Here is a 19,419-nt window from a genome sequence, read left to right on the forward strand (position 1 = left end):
GGGAGCCGCCATTTCAGGGGTTGATGATGCGCGTTTATTACGACCGGGATGCCGACCTGAACCTGATCAAGGGCAAGAAGGTCGCCGTCATCGGCTATGGCAGCCAGGGCCATGCCCATGCCCTCAATCTCCGGGATTCGGGGGTGAAGGATGTAGCGGTCGCACTCCGCAAATCGTCGGCCGGCGTCAAGAAGGCGGAAGGCGAGAAGCTCAAGGTCATGGAAGTCGCCGACGCGGCGAAATGGGCCGACGTCATGATGATGCTGACGCCCGACGAATTGCAGGCCGACATCTATCGCGACAGCCTTGCCTCCAACATGAAGGAAGGCGCGGCGCTGTTGTTCGCGCACGGCCTCAACGTGCATTTCAACCTGATCGAGCCGCGCCCCGACATCGATGTGCTGATGGTGGCGCCGAAGGGCCCCGGCCACACCGTGCGCTCGGAATATCAGCGCGGCGCCGGCGTGCCCTGCCTGATCGCGATCCACAAGGACGCCTCCGGCAACGCCCATGACCTCGGCCTCAGCTATGCCTCGGCGATCGGCGGCGGCCGTGCCGGCATCATCGAGACCACCTTCAAGGAAGAATGCGAGACCGACCTGTTCGGCGAGCAGACCGTTCTGTGCGGCGGCCTGGTCGAACTGATCAAGGCCGGCTACGAGACGCTGGTGGAGGCGGGCTACGCGCCGGAGATGGCGTATTTCGAATGCCTGCACGAAGTGAAGCTGATCGTCGACCTGATCTACGAGGGCGGCATCGCCAACATGAACTACTCGATCTCCAACACCGCGGAATACGGCGAGTATGTCACCGGCCCCCGCATCATCACGGCCGAGACCAAGGCCGAGATGAAGCGCGTGCTCGACGACATCCAGTCCGGCAAGTTCACCCGCGACTGGATGCTGGAGAACAAGGTCAACCAGACCTCGTTCAAGGCGACGCGCGCCAAGCTTGCGCAGCATGACATCGAGAAGGTGGGCGAGAAGCTGCGCGAGATGATGCCGTGGATCAAGCAGCGCGCGCTGGTCGACAAGGCGCGGAACTGATCCGCGGCGTTTCGCGCTGACGGGTTGGCGTGGGCCGGTGCGAAAGCGCCGGCCCTTCGCATCTGGGCTGCCGCAAAGCGATGCAGACCGGCGCATCTTTTCACTTGCAATTGCATTTGCAATTCGCTGCGATGAGCCGCGGACGCCCGACCATGATCGGCGGCTGCTCACGGAGGGGTTTGCCATGCGAAAATTGCTGATGCCGCTGATCGCGCTGGTTGCGTTCGCGCCGGTCTGCGCGGTCGCCCAATCCTACCCGACGCGAACGGTCGAGATCGTGGTGCCGTTTCCGGCCGGCGCCAACAGCGATATCGCCTCGCGTCCGCTCGCCGAAGCGCTGTCGAAGGTGCTGGGGCAGCCGGTCGTGGTCGCCAACAAGGACGGCGCCGCGGGCACCATCGGCACGACTGCGGTGGCTTCGGCACAGCCCGACGGCTACACGCTGGGTTTCTCGGCCATGGGTGTCGTCACCGCGCAGCCGCATCTGCGCGACAAGCTGCGCTACGACGCATCCGCGTTCGACTATATCTGCCAGGTCACCGACGTATTCGTGGTTGCTTCGGTCTCGAAGGAAAGTCCGCACAAGACGTTCAAGGACCTCGTCGCCTATGCACGGGCCAATCCGGACAAACTGAATTATGGCCATCCGGGGCCGGGCACGGTGCCGAACCTGCTCATGCTGCAACTCGCCACTGATCACGGCGTCAAGCTGAACGCGGTGCCGTTCCGCGGCGACGCGCTTGGCTTCAACGCGCTGCTTGGCAACCACATCGATGTGCTGCTGTCGGCGGACGCGACGGTCGCAGGCAAGAACGTGCAGCCGGTGGCGGTGTTCGGCGATGAGCGTCTCACACAATTTCCCGATATGCCGACCACCAAAGAACTCGGCCTCGGCACCGGCTTCGGCACGCCGAACGGGTTGTTCGCTCCCAAGGGGCTGCCGCCGGAGGTGCTGGCAAGGCTTCGCGCCGCCTGCGCGACCGCAATGAAGTCGGATGCGATGACCGAGACCATGAAGAAGGCGCGACAGAATATGCGCTATCTCGATGGCGATGCCTTTGCCGCGCGGGTGAAACGCGATTCCGACTCCATCGGCAGCCTCATCAACAAGATCGGCCGGCCGAAAAACTGACATGAGCCGCAAACCCGCTCGCCTGCGCGACGGCGGCGAAGCGCTCGACCTCGAGCGCTTCGAGCCGTTTCTGATCAACTCGCTCATGCGCCGCTTCAACGGCCGGCTCGAAAAGGCGTTCCGCAGCAAGCGCCTGTCGATCCATGACTGGCGGCTGCTTGCGACCCTGGCCAATACGCCGCTCAACCGTCCCGCCGATATCGCCGGCTATATCGCGACCGATCCATCTACGCTCAGCCGCATGATCGACCGCTTCGTGCGCGCGGGTGTGATGGTGCGGCGCAAACCCGCAGGCGAGGCGCGCGTCACCGAGCTTGTGCTCACGAAATTCGGGCACTCGCTGTATCAGGAGGCATTCACGGTCATCGCCGGGGAGCGCGACCGGCTGGTGGGGATGCTGACGGCGGCGGAGAAGCAACAATTCCTGGGGCTGCTTCTGAAGCTGTCGGACTCATACGAACCGGCGACGGCCCTGCCCGGGGCAAGGATATCGGCCGCCTGACCTTTTGGAGAACCTGGCCTATGCGTGAGTACCGCGACCATTATTTCCCCAATACCGAGCCGCTGGCGCCCGACGAGATGCGCATCGTCGCGGTCGGCACCGGCCGGCCCTATCTGCGCCGGGACCAGGTCAATACCAGCTGGCTGGTCGAACTCGGCAACGGCGACAAGTTCCTGATCGATTTCGGCTTCGGCACGCAGAAGAATTTCGTTTCGCTGGAAATTCCCTACAACGCCATCACCGCGGTGATCGCCACCCACCTGCACACCGACCATGTCGGCGATTTCATGCAGATCCGCCAGGGCGGCTGGTCGGGCGGGCGTATGCACCCGCTGCAGGCTTACGGTCCGGCTGGAAAAATCCCGGAACACGGCATGAAGCATTTCGTGCGGCACCAGATCGAGTCGCTGCGCTGGGATGCCGATACCCGTCACGGGCTGCTTCCGCTGGTCGGCTCCGAAGTGGACGTGCATGAATTTCCCTACGATACGGTCAACGTGATCTACGACAGGAACGGCGTGAAGATCACGGCCTTTCCCGCGGTGCACATCTATGACGGCCCGGTATCGCTGCGGCTGGAATGGAACGGCCTGACGCTGGTCTATTCCGGAGACACCACACCGTCCTGGTTCATGGTCGAGAACGGGCAGGGCGCCGATATCCTGATCCACGAGACGTTTGACCGCTGGCAGGTGATGATGGAGCGCGCGGGCTACGATGAGCGCACCGCGCGCGGGGTCTGCACCATCGCGCATTCCGATCCGGAGGAGGCAGGGCGCGTGCTGGCGCTGTGCAAGCCGCGGCTTGCGGTCGGCTACCACTTCTACAACGACGACGAGACGCTGCCGGGACACCTCGAAGCGGTGCGCAGGGCCTATGACGGCCCCCTCGTGTTCGCGCGCGACTTCATGGTGTTCAACGTGACGAAGGAGCAGGTGAAATGGCGCATGGCCGTAACGGCCGGCACGACCTGGCCGAACAAGGAATTTCACGACGAAGGATTCAGGAAATTGCCGCGCGGCGACAAGCTCAAAATGTCGCAATGGCTCTCGGAGAAGGTCATGTTTCCAAAAGGGTAGTGCCGGGTGCCGCCAGCAAATTCGCTTGCATTTCGAAACACGATTGAGTGGACTGATGGCTCCTCTCGCCGGAGCCTCAGAACATGGTTGGGTCACTCTCGCGCCTCATTGCGACAGCCATCGCCATCATCGCCATTCATCCTGAGCCGTCCGCCGCGCAGAATTTCCCGTCGCGGAACATCGAGCTCGTCGTGCCGTATCCGCCCGGTGCCATCACCGACGTGACGGCGCGCGCACTTGCCGAGGGAATGTCGAAGGCGCTGGGCCAGTCGATCGTCGTCGTCAACAAGGACGGCGCGGCGGGAACGATCGGGACCGGCGCCGTTGCCGCCGCTCCCGCCGACGGATATGTGATCGGCTTCTCCGCGATGGGGACGATCACCGGTCAGCCGCATCTGCGCAAGGACCTCCGCTACAAAGTGTCGTCGTTCGACTATCTCTGCCAGGTGACCGAGAGCTTCAGTGTGGTGATCGTGTCCGCGGAAGGACCGCACCAGTCGCTCAAGTCGCTGCTGGATGCAGCCAAGCAGAACCCGGGAAAGCTGACCTATGGGCATCCCGGTCCCGGCAGCATTCCGCATTTGCAGATGGTCGAACTGGCGGGGCGCGCCGGGGTCGCGATGACCGCCGTGCCGTTCCGCGGCGATGCTCCCGCGCGCACGGCCCTCATCGGCAAGCATGTCGATGCCGTGATGTCCGGCGACACCACGCTGCCGGCCAATATTCGTGCGCTCGCGGTGCTCGGCGCCGAACGCCTTCCGATCCTGCCGGATGTGCCGTCGACCGGCGAACTCGGCCTCGGATCAAGTTTCCCGACGCCCTTCGGCCTGTTCGCACCGAGTGGCCTTCCGCAGGAGGCGTTGTCGAAACTGCGCGCAGCCTGCGCCACCGCCGTGAAGTCGGAGAACTTCGCAAACACGATGACGAAGGCGCGCCGGGACATCCGTTATCTTGACGGTCAGGTATTCGGCGATCGGATGGCGCAGCATTCCCAGACCATCGGCGATCTCGTCCGCAACATCGATTTGCCGAAGAATTGAGCGCGACGTCTATCGAGCCGGTCGCGCGATACGCTCCATCATCCACCGCGCGACCTGCTCCGGCGATTTGCCATCGTTCGCACGCAAATTCGCTGCGCGCATCAGCGTCACATCGATCGCATTGTTGAGCGGCCTGAGGGCTCCCAGCAGCGCCGTGTCGCCCGAGCGTTGCGGTGACACCAGCACCACCGCGTCATAGGGCGGGATCACGCCTTTCGGGTCTTCGAGCACGACAAGGTCGTACTGCGCGATGCGGCCGTCGCTGGTATAGGCCGAGATCACGTCGACCTCGTTGCCTGCAGCCGGATACATGAATTCCGCCTGCATGGCGCGTTCTGCCTTGAACGCAAGCCCATAGGCATCGCGGATCGCTGCCCATTCCGGCCGGCTGAAGAATTCGTAGTCGCCGGCGATGGTCAGCTGCGGTGCATGGGTGGCGAGATCGGCGATGGTCCTGATGCCGAGGCGTTCGGCTTCGTCGCGCTTCATCGCCAGCGCATAGGCATTCTCGAAGCCGAGCGCACCGGCAAGCGTGATGCCGCGCTCGCGCTTCAGCCAGGCGGCGACCTCGGCGAGCGTCTCCTTGCGCGGCCTGATGTCGGTCCGCTTCATGATGTTCGCCCAGATGGTGCCGGTATAGTCGACATAGGCGTCGATCTCGCCGGCGGCCAGCGCATCGAAGATGATGCTGGAGCCGAGCCCCTCGCGCCGGCGCGCGGCAAGCCCGTTCGCCTCCATCCGCTGTGCGATCAGGGACGCCAGGATGTATTGCTCGGAGAAGGTCTTGGCGCCGATGACGTAATCGGTCTTGCGGGCCGTGAGAGAGGGTACCAGGGCAAGCGCCACGATCAGCGCGAGGCCGGCCAGGCCGGCAACCACGGGCGCGCGGCGGCGCCGGGCCGCGCCGCGCTCCATCAGCGACAGCAGCAGATCGACGGCGAGCGCGAGCAAGGCCGCTGCGGCGCAGCCGAACAGCACGAACACCCAGTTCTGCGTCTGCAGGCCGCTGAAGATGTAATTGCCGAGGCTGGTCTGACCGATCGGCGTTGCCAGGGTGGCGGTGCCGATCACCCAGACCGCGGCGGTGCGAATGCCCGCCATGATGACCGGCGTCGCGAGCGGCAATTCCACCATGAACAGGGATTGCCGCGGGGTCATGCCGACGCCCTGGGCTGCGCGGCGAAGCGCGGGATCGACGCCATCAATGCCGGTGATGGTGTTTCGGATCACCGGCAGCATCGAATAGAGCGCGAGCGCCAGCACGGACGGCAGGAATCCCAGCGCGGAAAATTCGAATCCGAGATATTCGGCGGTCAGCGCGGCGATGCCGAGCAGCAGCGGATAGAACAGCGCCAGCAGCGCCAGACCGGGAATGGTCTGCACGATGCTGGCAACGGCCAGCATCGCAGCGCGCAGACGCGGGCGGCGCACCCCGTAGAGCGACAGCGGCAGGCTGATGGCGAGGCCGAGCGCAAGTGCCGTCAGGCTCACCAGCACATGCTGGCCGAGATAATCCGGCAGGCGCGACCACGCATCGGCGAAGGCGGGATCGCTGAACATCATGCGTCGCCGCCATGGCGCATCAGCGCGGTCAGCCGTTCGGCCTGGCGGCGCGGCATGTCCATGAGCGCGCGCACGTCGGCACTCTGCGTGCCGTCCATCAGGTCGCGCGGGGTGCCGTAAGCCGCGATCCGGCCCTCGTGGATCACCGCGATGCGGTCGGCGAGCAGAACCGCCTCGATCACGTCATGGGTGATCATCACGGTGGTGAGGGAGAGCGTGTCATGCAGCGTGCGGTAATCGCGGCTGAGCGCGTCGCGGGTTCGCAAATCGAGCGCACCGAACGGCTCATCCATCAGGATCACGCGCGGCTCGGCGGCAAGCGCGCGGGCAACGCCTGCGCGCTGGCGCTGGCCGCCGGACAATTCGGCCGGAAATCGGTCGCGGTAGTCGGCGGGCGGCAATTGCACGCGTTCGAGCAATATATCGGCACGTTCGCTGCGCCGCTGTGCGTCCCAGCCCAGTAGCCGCGGCGTGATCGCGATGTTTTCGGCCAGTGTCATGTGCGGGAACAACCCGACATCCTGGAACACGTAGCCGATGTGCCGCCGCAGCAGGATCGGATCGAGACTGCGGACATCCGTGCCCTCGAAGCGCACGACGCCCGCGCTCGGATCGATCAGCCGGTTGATCATGCCGAGCAGCGTCGATTTGCCCGATCCGGACTGGCCGACGACGGCGACGAAGGTGCCCTGCGCAATGTCGAGCGTCACACCGTCGAGCGCGGGGCGGGCGCCCTCGCCGTAGACCTTGCACACATTGTCGAACGCGATGATGGGGGTGGCCGGCATCGGCACCCGTCAATTGCGGGCGGGATGGTCGAGAACCAGCACCAGAATGGCCGGCCCGCTTCCGATCAGATAGCGGCGCCGCAGCACCACGAAGTCGTCCGCCTCGTCGCCACCGAAGGATATACGGTCGCCGATCCGGATGCCGGCGTCGAGCAATTGCGTTGCCGCATTGACGTCAAGCCCGGCCTGCTCGGCCCGCGCTTTCGCGCTCGCCGTCAGTTCGATTCGGATGAACAGCCTGCGATCCATCATTGAGACGAATCCGGGACAGGCGCATAAGCGCAGGAGGAAGGGAGAAGCATCATGCTGATCGTCCGGCTTGCAAAGGTCGCGATGACGGCGGCGCTGGCCGCCTTCGCATTCATCGTCACCTACGACAATATCGTCGATTACGGAACCAACTACGAGTTCGTGAAGCACGTCCTCAGCATGGATACCACATTTCCCGGCAACCGGCTGATGGGCCGCGCCGTGACCGATCCGCGGCTCTGGACGCTCGCCTATGCCGCGATCATCGCGGCCGAAGGCGTGGTTTTCTTGCTGCTCCTGATGGCGGCCGTCGCCATGCTGCGTGCGGTGGCGGCGCCGGCTGCGCGGTTTCAGCGCGCCAAGGTCTGGCTGGTGGCCGGCGTCGCGGCGGGCTTCATGGTGTGGTTCTTCGGCTTTATGGTGGTCGCGGGGGAGTATTTTGCGATGTGGCAATCCCGGACCTGGAACGGGCAGGAACCGGCCTTCCGATTTTACATGACGCTGCTCGCGGTCCTGATTTTCGTCAATCAGAAGGACGACGAACTCGCCTGATGCTTGCGTGCGTCCATTCCGCGGGTAATGTCTCCCGCAAAAGATGGGCGGGAGCGGAGCGGTGATGGGGGGTTCGGCAGCCGAGGCTTTGCCGGGGGCGAAGCACACGGCCCCCGCGGTTGCGTTGCGCGATGTGACCATCACGTTCCGGCTGGGCAAGGGCGTGACCTTCACCGCCGTGAGCGATGCAACCCTGTCGGTTGCGGACGGGGAATTCGTCGCCATCGTCGGGCCGACCGGCTGCGGCAAATCAACGCTGCTGAATGTGGCCGCGGGTCTGCTCACGCCCTCGTCCGGTGCCGCGGACATTTTCGGGGAGCGGCTGACCGACCTGAACCGGCAGTCCGGCTACCTGTTCCAGGCCGACTCGCTGTTTCCCTGGAAAACGTCCCTGCAGAATGTCGCGATCGGGCTGGAGACCGCGGGAATGGCGTCCGGCGAGGCGCGCGCGCGGGCGCAGGATTGGCTGAAGCGCGTCGGGCTTGCCGGTTTTGCCGGACGCTATCCGCATATGCTCTCGGGCGGCCAGCGAAAGCGCGTCGGCCTCGCCCAGGTGCTGATCCGCGATCCGAAAATCCTGCTGATGGACGAGCCGTTCGGTCCGCTGGACGCGCAGACGCGCCAGATCATGGGCAACCTGCTGCTCGATCTATGGAGCGCCGACCGCAAGGCGGTGATGTTCGTCACCCACGATCTGGAGGAGGCGATCGCGCTTTCCGACCGCGTGGTGATCATGTCGGCAGGGCCGGCGGCGCGCATCATCGGTGACTGGCGGGTGCCGCTCGCCCGCCCGCGCGACATTTCCGAGGTGAAGCTCGAAAAGAGCTTCCATGAGCTGCACCGGGAAATCTGGAACGTGCTGAAGGACGAGGTGCTCAAGGGCTATGCGCAGACGGAGGGCGGGTAAATGAACCGGCTCACGCTTGTCGGCTTTCAGATTCTCGTGCTCGTCGTCACGCTGCTGGCCTGGCATCTGCTCACCACGGTGCCGATGTCAGACGGCAAGCCGCTGGTGCCGCCGTTCTTCTTTTCCACCCCGAGGGATGTGGGCGAGCGCATTTTCACATGGTTTTACGAAGGCACGATCTGGCGCCATCTCTGGATCACGCTGACCGAAGCCTCGCTCGCCTTCGTCATCGGATCGGTCGGCGGCATCCTGGTCGGGTTCTGGTTCGCACGCCAGCCGCTTATCGCCGCGATCTTCGACCCCTATGTGAAGATGTTCAACGCGCTGCCGCGCATCGTGCTGGCGCCGATCTTCACGCTCTGGTTCGGCCTCGGCATCTGGTCGAAAGTGGCGCTGGGCGTCACGCTGGTGTTCTTCATCGTGTTCTTCAATGTCTATCAGGGCGTGCGCGAGGTCAGCCCGACGGTGCTGGCCAATGCGCGCATGCTGGGGATGAACGAGCGGCAATTGATGCGGCACGTCTATTGGCCTTCCGCCTTGTCCTGGATGTTCTCCTCGCTGCATACCTCGGTCGGCTTTGCCGTGGTCGGCGCCGTGGTGGGCGAATATCTCGGGTCCGCGGCCGGGCTCGGCTATCTGATCCTGCAGGCGGAGGGAACTTTCGACATTGCCGGGGTCTTTGCCGGGATGTTCGTGCTGGCGGCCTTCGTGATCGTGATCGACGGGATCGTGACCCTGGTTGAGCGGCGTCTGCTGGTGTGGCGCCCCGCAGCGGCCGATACGCGGACGTGATGCCGCCCCCTCCGAGCGGACTTTGCAGGCACGATGCGGTGTTTTATCGTCCATCATCCAATGCGGCCGGGACAGGCCGCCATCGCAAAACGGGAGGAATTTCATGACGGCTCGGATCGTCGGGCGGCTGGTTTCGTCGCTCTTTGCGCTCGCGCTCATGTCGGGTGCGGCGCTTGCGCAATCCAAGGTGACCATCGCGATCGGTGGGGCGAGTTGCCTGTGCTACCTGCCGACGGTGCTCGCCAAGCAGCTTGGCGAATACGAGAAGGCCGGCGTGAATGTCGAGATGGTCGACTTCAAGGGCGGCTCGCAGGCGCTGACCGCGGTGCTCGGCGGATCGGCCGACGTAGTGTCGGGCTATTTCGACCATTGCGTCAATCTCGCGGCCAAGGGCCAGAACCTGCAGGCCTTCGTGGTCTATGACCGTTATCCGGGCCTTGTGCTTGTGGTGTCGCCGAAGCAGACCGGCACCATCACCTCGATCAAGGATCTTGCGGGCAAGAAGGTCGGCGTCTCGGCGCCCGGCTCGTCGACCCATTATTTCCTGAACTACCTGATGAAGAAGAACGGCGTCGACGCGGCGTCAGTCGGGATCATCGGCATCGGGCTTGGTGCGACGGCGGTCGCCGCGATGGAGCAGGGTTCGGTCGATGCCGCGGTGATGCTGGATCCGGCGGTGACGCAATTGCAGGGCCGCAACAAGGATTTGCGGCTGCTCTCGGACACGCGCTCGGAGAAGGACACGCTCGATGTGTTCGGCGGGGAATATCCGGGCGGCGCGCTCTACACCAGGGCCGACTGGATCGACAAGAACGCGAAAGCCGCGCAGGGCCTGACGACCGCCATCGTCAACACCCTGAAGTGGATTCATACGCACACCCCCGAAGAGATCATGGCGAAGATGCCGCCGGAACTGATCGGCGCCGACAAGGGGCTCTATCTTCAGGCCTTGAAGAATACGATTCCGATGTACTCGGAGACCGGCAAGATGGATCCCAAAGGCGCCAAGGCCGTGCTGGACGTGTTCAGCCAGTCGTCGGAGGCGGTGGCGAAAGCGAAGATCGATCTGTCGAAGACCTATACCAACAAGTTCGTCGATGCGGCGCTCAAGGCAAAGTAGCGCGTCTTTCGCCCGCTTCCATCGTCCCTCCGTCTCCCTTCTGCCATCAGAAGGGGGAGGGGAGGGGCGGGGGTCCTATGGTGGACGAGGTTGACGCCCACCCGACCGCCTTCGCGATGCTCGCAGTGAAGCTTGCGCAGACTGCGTAAACCTGTCTTCGTGGTCGACCTCCCCCTTTCAGGGGAAGGGGAAGGTTGCCAGGATGAATCTCCTCTCCATCCAGTCGCATGTCGCCTATGGCCATGTCGGCAATGCCGCCGCGGTGTTTCCGCTGCAGCGGATCGGCGTGGAGGTGTGGCCCGTCAACACGGTACAGTTCTCGAACCACACCGGCTATGGCGGCTGGACCGGCGAGGTCTTCAGCGCGGCGCATATCCGCGACGTGGTGAGCGGCATCGAGGCGCGCGGCGTGATGTCGAATTGTGACGGCATCATCTCGGGCTATATGGGATCCGCGCAAATCGGGGAGGCGATCCTCGATGCGGTCGCGCGTGTGAAGCTCGCCAGTCCCGGCGCCAAATATTGCTGCGATCCGGTGATCGGAGATGCCGATGCCGGCGTCTATGTGCGCGAGGGTATTCCCGATTTCATTCGGACCCGTGCGCTGGCGGCGGCCGACGTCGTCTGCCCGAACCAGTTCGAACTTGGGGTTCTCACCGCGCTCGACACCGGCATGATGACGGGCATGCTGGCCGCCATCGACTGGCTGCATGCGCTGGGCGTCGCAACGGTGCTCGTGACATCCGTGCAGATCGACGAGACGCCCGATGATGCGATCGACATGATCGTCTCCGGGCATGACGGCCGCTTCCGTCTGCGCACCCCGCTTCTGCCGATCAGTCCGAACGGCGCGGGCGACGCGATCGCGGCCCTGTTCTTCGCCCATGTTCTGCGGAGCGGGTCCTGCGCCGAGGCCATGGCGAAGGCGGGCTCCTCTCTGTTCGGAGTGCTCAGGCTGACGGCCGAGCGCGGCGCGCGCGAGATGCTGATGGTCGAGGCGCAGGACGAGTTCGTTGCGCCGTCGAAATTGTTCGAGGCGGAGCGGCTCTAGTGGAGCGGATTTGACATTCGCTACCCACCAAACCGCGAGTCCGCAAAGCGAATGTCAAATCCCAGGCTCCACCAGAATCCAGTACTTGCTAGTGGTCCATCGGCTGCGCAACCGCGGTGGCCGGGTGGGGGTCATTGTTGTAAGAGACCCAACTCCAACCCTTCCCGTTCCAGGGCAGGAAGTCCGAACACCGCCGGAATCACGCCATGCGACGTCGCTTCGTCACCCTCGACGTGTTCACACAAGATCGCTTCGCCGGCAATCCGCTTGCGGTGGTTCTGGAATCCGATGGCCTTGAACCCGCCGGGATGCAGAAAATCGCCCGTGAGTTCAACCTCGCCGAAACCGTGTTCGTGATGCAGCCGGCAGACCAGCGGCATCGGGCAATGCTCCGGATTTTCACACCGAAGGCTGAACTGCCCTTCGCCGGTCATCCGACCATCGGCACGGCGGTGCTGCTCGGCTGCATGAGCGGCTACAATCTGGGTGCCCACGACCTGGTGCTGGAAGAAACCGTCGGCCCCGTCCATTGCAAGGTGGAGGCGCAGGGCAAGGAGCGGGGCCACGCCAGTTTTGTGCTGCCGCGCCTGCCGGAACGGGTCTCGGGAGCGCCGGCGATCGAGGAGGCGGCCGCCGCCCTGGGGCTGAAGGCCACCGATATCGGTTTTGGGCTGCCTTCCGCATGGTCGGCAGGCGTCGCGGTCCACTTCGTGCCGGTCATGAGCCTGGCGGCGATCAGGCGCGCGCGTCCCGACGCTGCGCACTTTTCGAAGGTCTTCGGCGGCGATGCTCCCGGCATCGTCTATCTCTATTGCGGAGAGACGGTCGAATCCGGACACCATTTCCATGCCCGCATGTTTGCGCCGGCGCTGGGCGTGCCCGAGGATCCGGCAACAGGTGCCGCCGCAGCCGCGTTCGCCGGCGTGATCGCCGAGACCATGCGGCCGGCCGATGGCGAGCATCGTTTCGTGATCGAACAGGGCTACGAGATGGAGCGGCCGAGCCAGATCGAGCTTGGCATGGTGGTCGAGGCCGGGACGCTCACGCGCGCGACCATCGGCGGCGGGGCGATCATCGTCAGCGATGGGCATATCGAGGCGTGATGCAAGAGGCATTGAGAGACGTGCTTCGCATCGAAAGCCTCGATCTCAGCGTCGGGCCTTTCGACTGGGCTTTCGCACGGGAACGCCGCGCCGACATCGACGATCATTTCGAGGCCGCGCGCCGCGACAGGCCCGGCCTGTGGAACGGGCGCGTGCTGCTGATGCACCAGCACGAAATCGAGGGCAGCACCCTGCGCGGGCGGTATTTCGAAACCGACTTCGCAAGTTTCATGGCCTGGCGCGATTTCGGCTTTCCCGGAGGGGAGGTGACGAATTGCTTCGCGCTCGGTGCGCTGCGGGGGTCGGACGGTGTCTACGTACTTGGTGTGATGAGCGCCGGCACCATGAATCCGGGCAGGATCTATTTTCCGGGCGGGACACCGGACCTGAGCGATGTCGTGGGGGCGGAAGTCGATCTGGAGGCGAGCGTCCGCCGCGAGGTGTGCGAAGAGACCGGACTTGACATCGTGGCCTTGGATATCGACGCGGGATGGCATTGCGTTCCGGCCGGACCGATGATCGCGCTGCTGAAGCCAATGCAGTCGCGGGAGACCGGAGCACAGCTTCGCGAGCGCATAAGTGCAAATCTTGCGCGCGAGACCGAGCCCGAACTTGCGGATGCCTATCTGGCATGCGCCACCTCCGACATCCATCCGATGATGCCGGGCTTCATCGAGGTGTTCCTGAGGACCGTCTTGCGCAGCGCAGCAGACTGAGATGCTTGCCAAAGCATTCGCTTCGTCGTGAACTGGTACCATGAAGATCGAAGCCCTTGCCCAGAAATTTCGCGTCGATGATCCCGACAAATTCCGGCTCTCGGACGTCGATCCCGGCGATACCGCGGGTCTTGCGATCGACAAGGGTGAGGCACGGCAGATGCTGCAGGAAGGTATCGACAAGCTTTCCGACCTGCAGGAAATGCTTTACGCGCAGGACCGCTGGGCGGTGCTGGCGATGTTCCAGGCGATGGATGCCGCCGGCAAGGACTCCGCCATCGAGCATGTGATGTCGGGCGTCAATCCGCAGGGCTGCCAGGTCTATTCGTTCAAGGCGCCGACCTCGCATGAACTGGATCACGATTACCTGTGGCGCACCACGATCGCCACGCCGGAGCGCGGGCGTATCGGCATATTCAACCGTTCCTATTACGAGGAAGTGCTGGTGGTGCGGGCGCATCCCGAAATTCTGGCGAAACAGAAAATCCCGCCGCAACTGGTGACGAGGGACATCTGGAAGCAGCGATACGAGGACATCCGCGCCTTCGAAAAATATCAGGCGCGCAACGGCACGCTGATCCTGAAATTCTTCCTGCATGTCTCGAAGGACGAGCAGGCCAAGCGCTTCATCGACCGAATCGACGAACCCGGCAAGAACTGGAAATTCAATCTGGGCGACGTCGCGGAGCGAAAGCTCTGGGACGACTACATGCGCTATTACGAAGAGACGATCCGCGAAACCAGCCGCCCGCATGCGCCGTGGTTCGTGGTGCCGGCGGACAAGAAATGGTTCACCCGGCTCGTGGTGGCGTCGGCGATGGTCGAGGGGCTCGAAAGCCTCAATCTGCATTATCCGCAGGTCGACGACGCCACCCGGGACGAGCTGAAAAAGGCGCGGGTGCTGCTGGCGGCGGAACTGCCGGACAAAAGGAAAAACGGCAAGAAGGACAATGGCAAGACCGGCAAGGATCGGTAGCGGGCCCGGTGAGCGCAGTGGCGGCGCGTCGGGCGCTCGGCCGCTTGCGGAGACACCCCTCCCTCCGCTAAAAGGTCCCTGCCAAAGCCACCGGTTAGCACCACATTAACCGTGGGTCCGGCACTCTAACGGTCTGTTTTCGAGGGTTTTCGGCATGTCCGCGCAGGACTTTCATCGCGCGACGAAACTGGGGGCGCAAGGCGCCCGGCCCGGTGCTGCCCTCATTCTCGGCGGTCTCCTGCTTCTTACGCGCCCCTGAGGGCCGGCTGGGCTTTGTCGCCTGGGCGCTCAGGGGTCTTGAGACCGAAACCCTGACAGAGCGCCCCAAGAACGTCCCAAGAGCGGCGCAGCACGAGACAAGGACCATCATCCATGACCACGGCCACCACAGCCGAGACACGCTCCGACAAGGACCGCGTCGTCATCTTCGACACCACCCTGCGCGACGGCGAGCAATGCCCGGGCGCTACCATGACCCATGACGAGAAGCTCGAAGTCGCCGAGCTGCTGGACGAGATGGGCGTCGACATCATCGAGGCCGGCTTCCCGATCGCATCGGAAGGCGATTTCGCCGCGGTGCAGGAAATCGCGCGGCGCTCGAAGAACGCGGTGATCTGCGGGCTGTCCCGCGCCGCACCCAAGGACATCGACCGCTGCGCCGAAGCGATCAGGCCGGCGACACGCAAGCGCATCCACACGTTCCTCTCGACCTCGCCGGTCCACATGAAGTGGAAGCTCCAGAAGGAGCCGCACGAGGTCTACGAGATGGTGATCGCGCAGGTGACGCGCGCGCGCAGCCACACCGACGATGTCGAATGGTCGGCCGAGGACGGCACCCGCACCGAGCACGATTTCCTGTGCCGCTGCGTCGAGGCCGCGATCAATGCCGGCGCCACCACGATCAACATCCCCGATACCGTGGGCTATACCACGCCGGAGGAATACGCCGCGCTGTTCCGCATGGTGCGCGAGCGCGTGCCGAACGCCGACAGGGCCGTGTTCTCGGTGCATTGCCACGACGACCTCGGCATGGCGGTGGCGAATTCGCTGGCCGGCGTCACCGGCGGGGCGCGGCAGGTCGAATGCACCATCAACGGCATCGGCGAGCGGGCGGGCAACGCCGCGCTGGAAGAGGTCGTGATGGCGATCCGGACCCGCAACGACGTGCTGCCGTTCTGGACCGGCATCGACGCCACCATGCTGACCCGCGCCTCGAAGCTCGTGTCGGCCGCGACCTCCTTTCCGGTGCAATACAACAAGGCCATCGTCGGGCGGAATGCGTTCGCGCATGAAAGCGGCATCCACCAGGACGGCATGCTGAAGAACACCCAGACCTACGAGATCATGACGCCGGAAAGCGTGGGCGTGAAACAGACCTCGCTGGTCATGGGCAAGCATTCCGGCCGCCATGCCTTCCAGCACAAGCTGGAGGAACTGGGCTACAAGCTCGCCTCCAACCAGCTCGAAGATGCTTTCGTGCGGTTCAAGGCGCTGGCCGACCGCAAGAAACACATCTACGACGAGGACATCGAGGCGCTGGTCGACGAGGAGATCGCGCACGAGCACGATCGCATCACGCTGACCTCGCTGACCGTGATCGCCGGCACCCGCGGTCCGCAATCGGCCACGCTCGAACTGGATATCGACGGCCGCCAGCAGACGGTGCAGGCCACCGGCAACGGTCCGGTGGACGCGATCTTCAATGCCATCAAGGCGCTGGTGCCGCATGAGGCGGTGCTGGAACTCTACCAGGTCCATGCCGTCACCGAAGGCACCGATGCGCAGGCCGAGGTATCGGTCCGTCTCGCGCAGGGCGATTATTCGGTCACCTCGCGCGGCGCCGACCCTGACACCCTGGTCGCCTCGGCCAAGGCCTATCTCGGTGCGCTCAACAAGCTGATCAGCAAGCAGAGCCGTAACGTGGGCGGGAACCGCCGCCGCATCCATTCGACGGATGTGGGGTAGGGCTTGGCGTCCCGGGGAAGGCGCGGCGTGATGCGATCCGTCACGACGCGCGCCGACCCTGGGACGGGCCGCCCGCGACGGCTAGCTGACGATCGCGACCCATCGCCATGCACCTTGCCCGCAGCCATGGGCGCAAGGGGCCGCCTCATTCAGGCCGCATTAAGTGTCGGATATTGAAAGATATCTTGATGCGGCGTTAACCTGTTCCGTGTTGCCGGGCTGTCCCGGCTGCGCTACCCCGCAATGCAGCAATCAGAAAAATCGCGGGGTTTTCAATGTGGAAGGCGTTTCTCGCCGGTCTGTTCGTGCTGGCATTTTCCGGGTCTGTCGCAACCTCTGTCCCGGCTTTGGCCGATGGCGGCCGGCTTGAAGCCGGAATCGCGCGCTTCAAGGCGGCCCTGCGCCTGACGCCCGCCCAGGAACGGCACTGGCCTCGGGTGGAAGCGGCGCTCCGCTCGATCGCGGGTGAGGGCGACCGGCAGCAGGTCGCGGACGCGTCGGGCAATCCCGGCTTTTTTCGCCGGGTAGGAGCGCGCGCGACGGAAATGGCGATGAGCGCGTCCTCCATGCGCCGTCTGGTCTCCGCTGCGCAGCCGCTTGTCAGGTCGCTTGATGAGAATCAGAAACGCGAGGCGATCACACTCGCGCGCGCCATGGGCTTCGGAAGTCTCGCGGCCCGTCTGCAATAGGCTTCCGTCACGCAATTGCGGGGATGGGATGAAGGGCGGCCTGTGCAAGGCCGCCCTTTCCGCGCGCCGCGCGGTTATCCGATATCGCGCTTTGCCTCGGCGGCGAGTGTGGCAAGGTCGCCGCTTGTGTCGCTGCCTTCGGCCGATACTGCAAGCGTTGCCGGCGGCGCGATGTCGTGATGCCGCACGATGCCGGCGATAACCAATATTGCCGCGAGCGGTGCCGCCGCCATCGCCCAGCCGTCGCTTGGAGAGAACAGCACGAACAGGGAAACGGCCGCCGTGGTCAGTCGCAGTCCGACATCGGCGGGCCGGTTGCGGAAGAACCGGCCGAACATCGCGAATGCGAAGCCGCAGGTGCCGATCATGACAAGCACCGTGTCGGAGAATTGCAGCCAGCCGGTCGTGACCACCATGTTCGAGCGGGTGAAGATCGCAAACGTCATCAAGGTGATCGGCAGGCAGATTTTCAGTGCTTCCCACATCGTTCTCATGAACGACGCCTCGGCGATGCGCGCCGATATCGCGGCGGTCAGCGATGTCGGCGGCGACAGTTCGCCCCAGACCGAAATCAGGAATACGAAGAAATGCGCGACCCACGGGTTGACGCCGAGAGCCGCCAGCGGCTGAACGATAATGACGGCGCCGATGATGTAGGTTGCCGTCGGCGGAAGTCCGGCGCCGACCAGCCAGCCGAAGATATAAGCCATCGCGATCATGGCGACGATGTTCCAGGCACCGAGGTCGAGCAGCGTTGCGCCCATCCGGTTGATGAATCCGGTGACCGTGAACAGCCCGATCATGATGCCGAGCGTCGCCAGCAGCAGCGTCAGATAGGACGTCATGTCGCCATGGGTCTCGATGCTGAGCCTGATATTCCCGAGGAGCGTTTCGCTTGCGACCTCGGCATCCTTCAGCACGTATTTGAAGTAGAGGAAGTTGAGCATCAGCGCCGCAAACATGAATGCGGCCGTATAGAGCGCGGCCAGCAATTCGCCGATGCCCGCATATCCCATCAGGAAAATGAGAAAGAGCACCGAGACGAAGAAGATCGAGGTCTTGACCTGATCGTAGGTGACCACCGGCGGCGATACGATCTCGTCGCGGGGCAGGAGCCGTGCGCACAGGAGATACACCGCGAGCGCCAGTGAGACGTAGTAGACCACCGCGAGCGCAAATCCGCGGGCGACCACATCCCAATAGGGCACGCCGAGAAATTCCGACATCAGGAACGCGCCAATGCCCATCAGTGGCGGCATCAGGAGGCCGCCCATCGATGCCGCCGTCTCCACGGCGGCAGCGAATGTTCCCGGGACGCCGTAGCGCTTCATCAGCGGAATCGTGATGCTTCCGACCACCACCGCATTGGCCGAGCCGCTGCCGCTGATGGTTCCGACCGCCAGAGATCCCAGCACCGCGGTCTGCGGCACCATCTGCCGGGACCGTCCGGCCAGCCTTCGCATCACGTTGATCATGGCGCTCTGCGCGCCGAATCCACGCGCGGCCGCGGCCAGCAGCAGGAAGGCGGCGATCACCGTCAGCGCAATCTGTCCGTATATCCCGTAAATGCCGGTCGACATCTCGACGGTGCTCGACGTCACGATCCGGTAGAATGACGTTCCCGGATGCCAGAAGAAGTCGAACGGGCTCAGGTAGCCGTAAAGCGTGTAGAATACGAGGACGAGATTGATCCAGAACAGCGCCGGATGGGCGAGCCGCGACAATTCCATCACCAGCAGGAACATCAGCAGGCCGCAGATGAAGTCCTGCTGCGTATAGGAGCCTTGCCGGTAGATCGCGATCTCTTCAAATTCCCACCAGAAGTGCCAGAACGCGAACAGCGCGATCCCGATATAGGCAAGGATGATGATATCGTTCACGCGCGGCGGCAGCCATTTGTAGAAATAGTCCTCCCGGTACATGAAAAGCACTTGAAGGATGATCGCGACCGGGATCAGCCTCGATGCCAGTTCCTGGGGTCCTCCGGCACCGGTGTAGAAATAATACAGCAGCCAGCTCAGCAGCACCGCCGAGAAGAACAGAATGACGTTGTTGAGGCTGAGATGCCTCCTGATCCCCTCGGACATCATCGCCGTCCCCATCCCCGGGCATTCTGGTCGTCATCGGCGACCGCTAATCGCGACGGCCC

General features: G+C 64.0%; 19 protein-coding genes. 15 read left to right on the plus strand and 4 right to left on the minus strand.

Features of this window, described 5'->3' with window-relative positions; translation table 11 throughout:
• Positions 1–26: 26 nt before the first annotated feature.
• The 5 genes from ilvC (at position 27) to AB7F49_RS00575 (ending at position 4,799) form a co-directional block, all read left to right on the plus strand.
• Positions 27–1,046: a ketol-acid reductoisomerase gene (gene ilvC / locus AB7F49_RS00555; protein ID WP_428519458.1), complete on the plus strand. Its 1,020-nt coding sequence runs from the start codon at positions 27–29 to the stop codon at positions 1,044–1,046.
• A 184-nt stretch (positions 1,047–1,230) separates the two neighbouring features.
• Positions 1,231–2,178 carry a Bug family tripartite tricarboxylate transporter substrate binding protein gene (locus AB7F49_RS00560; protein WP_428519205.1) on the plus strand — a complete coding sequence of 316 codons (948 nt, stop codon included), beginning with the start codon at positions 1,231–1,233 and terminating at the stop codon, positions 2,176–2,178.
• Between the two features lies 1 nt (position 2,179).
• Complete coding sequence (locus tag AB7F49_RS00565; protein WP_428519207.1) at positions 2,180–2,680, plus strand: MarR family winged helix-turn-helix transcriptional regulator; 501 nt, start codon at positions 2,180–2,182, stop codon at positions 2,678–2,680.
• 20 nt (positions 2,681–2,700) lie between these two features.
• A complete protein-coding gene (gene gntH, locus AB7F49_RS00570) occupies positions 2,701–3,759 on the plus strand; it encodes a guanitoxin biosynthesis MBL fold metallo-hydrolase GntH (protein WP_428519209.1) in 1,059 nt (352 codons plus the stop codon).
• A gap of 83 nt (positions 3,760–3,842) precedes the next feature.
• The gene (locus tag AB7F49_RS00575) at positions 3,843–4,799 is read left to right on the plus strand and encodes a tripartite tricarboxylate transporter substrate binding protein (protein ID WP_428519211.1); all 957 of its coding nucleotides are present in this window, start codon (positions 3,843–3,845) and stop codon (positions 4,797–4,799) included.
• Positions 4,800–4,808: 9 nt separating this feature from the next.
• Here AB7F49_RS00575 and AB7F49_RS00580 read toward each other — a convergent pair whose 3' ends face one another.
• From AB7F49_RS00580 to AB7F49_RS00590, 3 genes are read right to left on the minus strand one after another with little or no spacing between them, the layout of a single operon-like run.
• Positions 4,809–6,362 (minus strand): glycine betaine ABC transporter substrate-binding protein, encoded by a 1,554-nt coding sequence (locus tag AB7F49_RS00580; protein ID WP_428519213.1) that lies wholly within the window; start codon positions 6,360–6,362, stop codon positions 4,809–4,811.
• On the minus strand, positions 6,359–7,150 hold the full coding sequence (locus AB7F49_RS00585; RefSeq protein ID WP_428519215.1) for an ATP-binding cassette domain-containing protein: 792 nt from the start codon (positions 7,148–7,150) through the stop codon (positions 6,359–6,361). Before AB7F49_RS00585 ends, AB7F49_RS00580 begins: the two co-directional genes overlap by 4 nt.
• Before the next feature lie 9 nt (positions 7,151–7,159).
• Positions 7,160–7,402, minus strand: a complete 243-nt coding sequence (locus AB7F49_RS00590) for a hypothetical protein (protein WP_428519217.1) — start codon at positions 7,400–7,402, stop codon at positions 7,160–7,162.
• 51 nt (positions 7,403–7,453) lie between these two features.
• On the opposite strand from AB7F49_RS00590, the gene AB7F49_RS00595 reads away from it, so the two are divergent.
• The 10 genes from AB7F49_RS00595 (at position 7,454) to AB7F49_RS00640 (ending at position 17,270) form a co-directional block, all read left to right on the plus strand.
• Positions 7,454–7,951, plus strand: a complete 498-nt coding sequence (locus tag AB7F49_RS00595; RefSeq protein WP_428519219.1) for a DUF2165 family protein — start codon at positions 7,454–7,456, stop codon at positions 7,949–7,951.
• Between the two features lie 64 nt (positions 7,952–8,015).
• A complete protein-coding gene (locus AB7F49_RS00600; RefSeq protein ID WP_428519221.1) occupies positions 8,016–8,858 on the plus strand; it encodes an ABC transporter ATP-binding protein in 843 nt (280 codons plus the stop codon).
• Entirely contained in the window at positions 8,859–9,650 is a 792-nt protein-coding gene (locus AB7F49_RS00605) for an ABC transporter permease (RefSeq protein WP_428519223.1), read from the plus strand.
• A gap of 103 nt (positions 9,651–9,753) precedes the next feature.
• Positions 9,754–10,770: an ABC transporter substrate-binding protein gene (locus tag AB7F49_RS00610; RefSeq protein WP_428519225.1), complete on the plus strand. Its 1,017-nt coding sequence runs from the start codon at positions 9,754–9,756 to the stop codon at positions 10,768–10,770.
• Positions 10,771–10,972: 202 nt separating this feature from the next.
• Complete coding sequence (gene pdxY / locus AB7F49_RS00615) at positions 10,973–11,821, plus strand: pyridoxal kinase PdxY (RefSeq protein ID WP_428519227.1); 849 nt, start codon at positions 10,973–10,975, stop codon at positions 11,819–11,821.
• A gap of 206 nt (positions 11,822–12,027) precedes the next feature.
• The gene (locus AB7F49_RS00620) at positions 12,028–12,924 is read left to right on the plus strand and encodes a PhzF family phenazine biosynthesis protein (protein ID WP_428519229.1); all 897 of its coding nucleotides are present in this window, start codon (positions 12,028–12,030) and stop codon (positions 12,922–12,924) included.
• Positions 12,924–13,640 carry an NUDIX hydrolase gene (locus tag AB7F49_RS00625; RefSeq protein WP_428519231.1) on the plus strand — a complete coding sequence of 239 codons (717 nt, stop codon included), beginning with the start codon at positions 12,924–12,926 and terminating at the stop codon, positions 13,638–13,640. Before AB7F49_RS00620 ends, AB7F49_RS00625 begins: the two co-directional genes overlap by 1 nt.
• Before the next feature lie 40 nt (positions 13,641–13,680).
• Positions 13,681–14,616: a polyphosphate kinase 2 family protein gene (locus tag AB7F49_RS00630; protein WP_428519233.1), complete on the plus strand. Its 936-nt coding sequence runs from the start codon at positions 13,681–13,683 to the stop codon at positions 14,614–14,616.
• A 372-nt stretch (positions 14,617–14,988) separates the two neighbouring features.
• Positions 14,989–16,581 carry a 2-isopropylmalate synthase gene (locus AB7F49_RS00635; protein WP_428519235.1) on the plus strand — a complete coding sequence of 531 codons (1,593 nt, stop codon included), beginning with the start codon at positions 14,989–14,991 and terminating at the stop codon, positions 16,579–16,581.
• Between the two features lie 275 nt (positions 16,582–16,856).
• Positions 16,857–17,270, plus strand: a complete 414-nt coding sequence (locus AB7F49_RS00640) for a Spy/CpxP family protein refolding chaperone (protein ID WP_428519237.1) — start codon at positions 16,857–16,859, stop codon at positions 17,268–17,270.
• 74 nt (positions 17,271–17,344) lie between these two features.
• Here the strand turns inward: AB7F49_RS00640 and AB7F49_RS00645 are convergent, their stop codons facing one another.
• Positions 17,345–19,357 carry a TRAP transporter permease gene (locus tag AB7F49_RS00645; protein ID WP_428519239.1) on the minus strand — a complete coding sequence of 671 codons (2,013 nt, stop codon included), beginning with the start codon at positions 19,355–19,357 and terminating at the stop codon, positions 17,345–17,347.
• Between the last annotated feature and the right edge of the window lie 62 nt (positions 19,358–19,419).

Origin of the sequence: Pseudorhodoplanes sp., assembly GCF_050250235.1 — a bacterium.
In the GTDB taxonomy this organism is placed as follows: Bacteria; Pseudomonadota; Alphaproteobacteria; order Rhizobiales; family Xanthobacteraceae; genus Pseudorhodoplanes.

Bases quoted from the DNA above. Each gene is read 5' to 3' on its own strand.
- AB7F49_RS00585 (WP_428519215.1), bottom strand. From the start codon at position 7,150: ATGCCGGCCACCCCCATCATCGCGTTCGACAATGTGTGCAAGGTCTAC.
- AB7F49_RS00640 (WP_428519237.1), top strand. From the start codon at position 16,857: ATGTGGAAGGCGTTTCTCGCCGGTCTGTTCGTGCTGGCATTTTCCGGG.
- gntH (WP_428519209.1), top strand. From the start codon at position 2,701: ATGCGTGAGTACCGCGACCATTATTTCCCCAATACCGAGCCGCTGGCG.
- AB7F49_RS00600 (WP_428519221.1), top strand. From the start codon at position 8,016: ATGGGGGGTTCGGCAGCCGAGGCTTTGCCGGGGGCGAAGCACACGGCC.
- AB7F49_RS00565 (WP_428519207.1), top strand. From the start codon at position 2,180: ATGAGCCGCAAACCCGCTCGCCTGCGCGACGGCGGCGAAGCGCTCGAC.
- AB7F49_RS00580 (WP_428519213.1), bottom strand. From the start codon at position 6,362: ATGATGTTCAGCGATCCCGCCTTCGCCGATGCGTGGTCGCGCCTGCCG.
- AB7F49_RS00620 (WP_428519229.1), top strand. From the start codon at position 12,028: ATGCGACGTCGCTTCGTCACCCTCGACGTGTTCACACAAGATCGCTTC.
- ilvC (WP_428519458.1), top strand. From the start codon at position 27: ATGCGCGTTTATTACGACCGGGATGCCGACCTGAACCTGATCAAGGGC.
- AB7F49_RS00645 (WP_428519239.1), bottom strand. From the start codon at position 19,357: ATGTCCGAGGGGATCAGGAGGCATCTCAGCCTCAACAACGTCATTCTG.
- pdxY (WP_428519227.1), top strand. From the start codon at position 10,973: ATGAATCTCCTCTCCATCCAGTCGCATGTCGCCTATGGCCATGTCGGC.
- AB7F49_RS00630 (WP_428519233.1), top strand. From the start codon at position 13,681: ATGAAGATCGAAGCCCTTGCCCAGAAATTTCGCGTCGATGATCCCGAC.
- AB7F49_RS00625 (WP_428519231.1), top strand. From the start codon at position 12,924: ATGCAAGAGGCATTGAGAGACGTGCTTCGCATCGAAAGCCTCGATCTC.
- AB7F49_RS00610 (WP_428519225.1), top strand. From the start codon at position 9,754: ATGACGGCTCGGATCGTCGGGCGGCTGGTTTCGTCGCTCTTTGCGCTC.
- AB7F49_RS00590 (WP_428519217.1), bottom strand. From the start codon at position 7,402: ATGATGGATCGCAGGCTGTTCATCCGAATCGAACTGACGGCGAGCGCG.
- AB7F49_RS00575 (WP_428519211.1), top strand. From the start codon at position 3,843: ATGGTTGGGTCACTCTCGCGCCTCATTGCGACAGCCATCGCCATCATC.
- AB7F49_RS00635 (WP_428519235.1), top strand. From the start codon at position 14,989: ATGACCACGGCCACCACAGCCGAGACACGCTCCGACAAGGACCGCGTC.
- AB7F49_RS00605 (WP_428519223.1), top strand. From the start codon at position 8,859: ATGAACCGGCTCACGCTTGTCGGCTTTCAGATTCTCGTGCTCGTCGTC.
- AB7F49_RS00595 (WP_428519219.1), top strand. From the start codon at position 7,454: ATGCTGATCGTCCGGCTTGCAAAGGTCGCGATGACGGCGGCGCTGGCC.
- AB7F49_RS00560 (WP_428519205.1), top strand. From the start codon at position 1,231: ATGCGAAAATTGCTGATGCCGCTGATCGCGCTGGTTGCGTTCGCGCCG.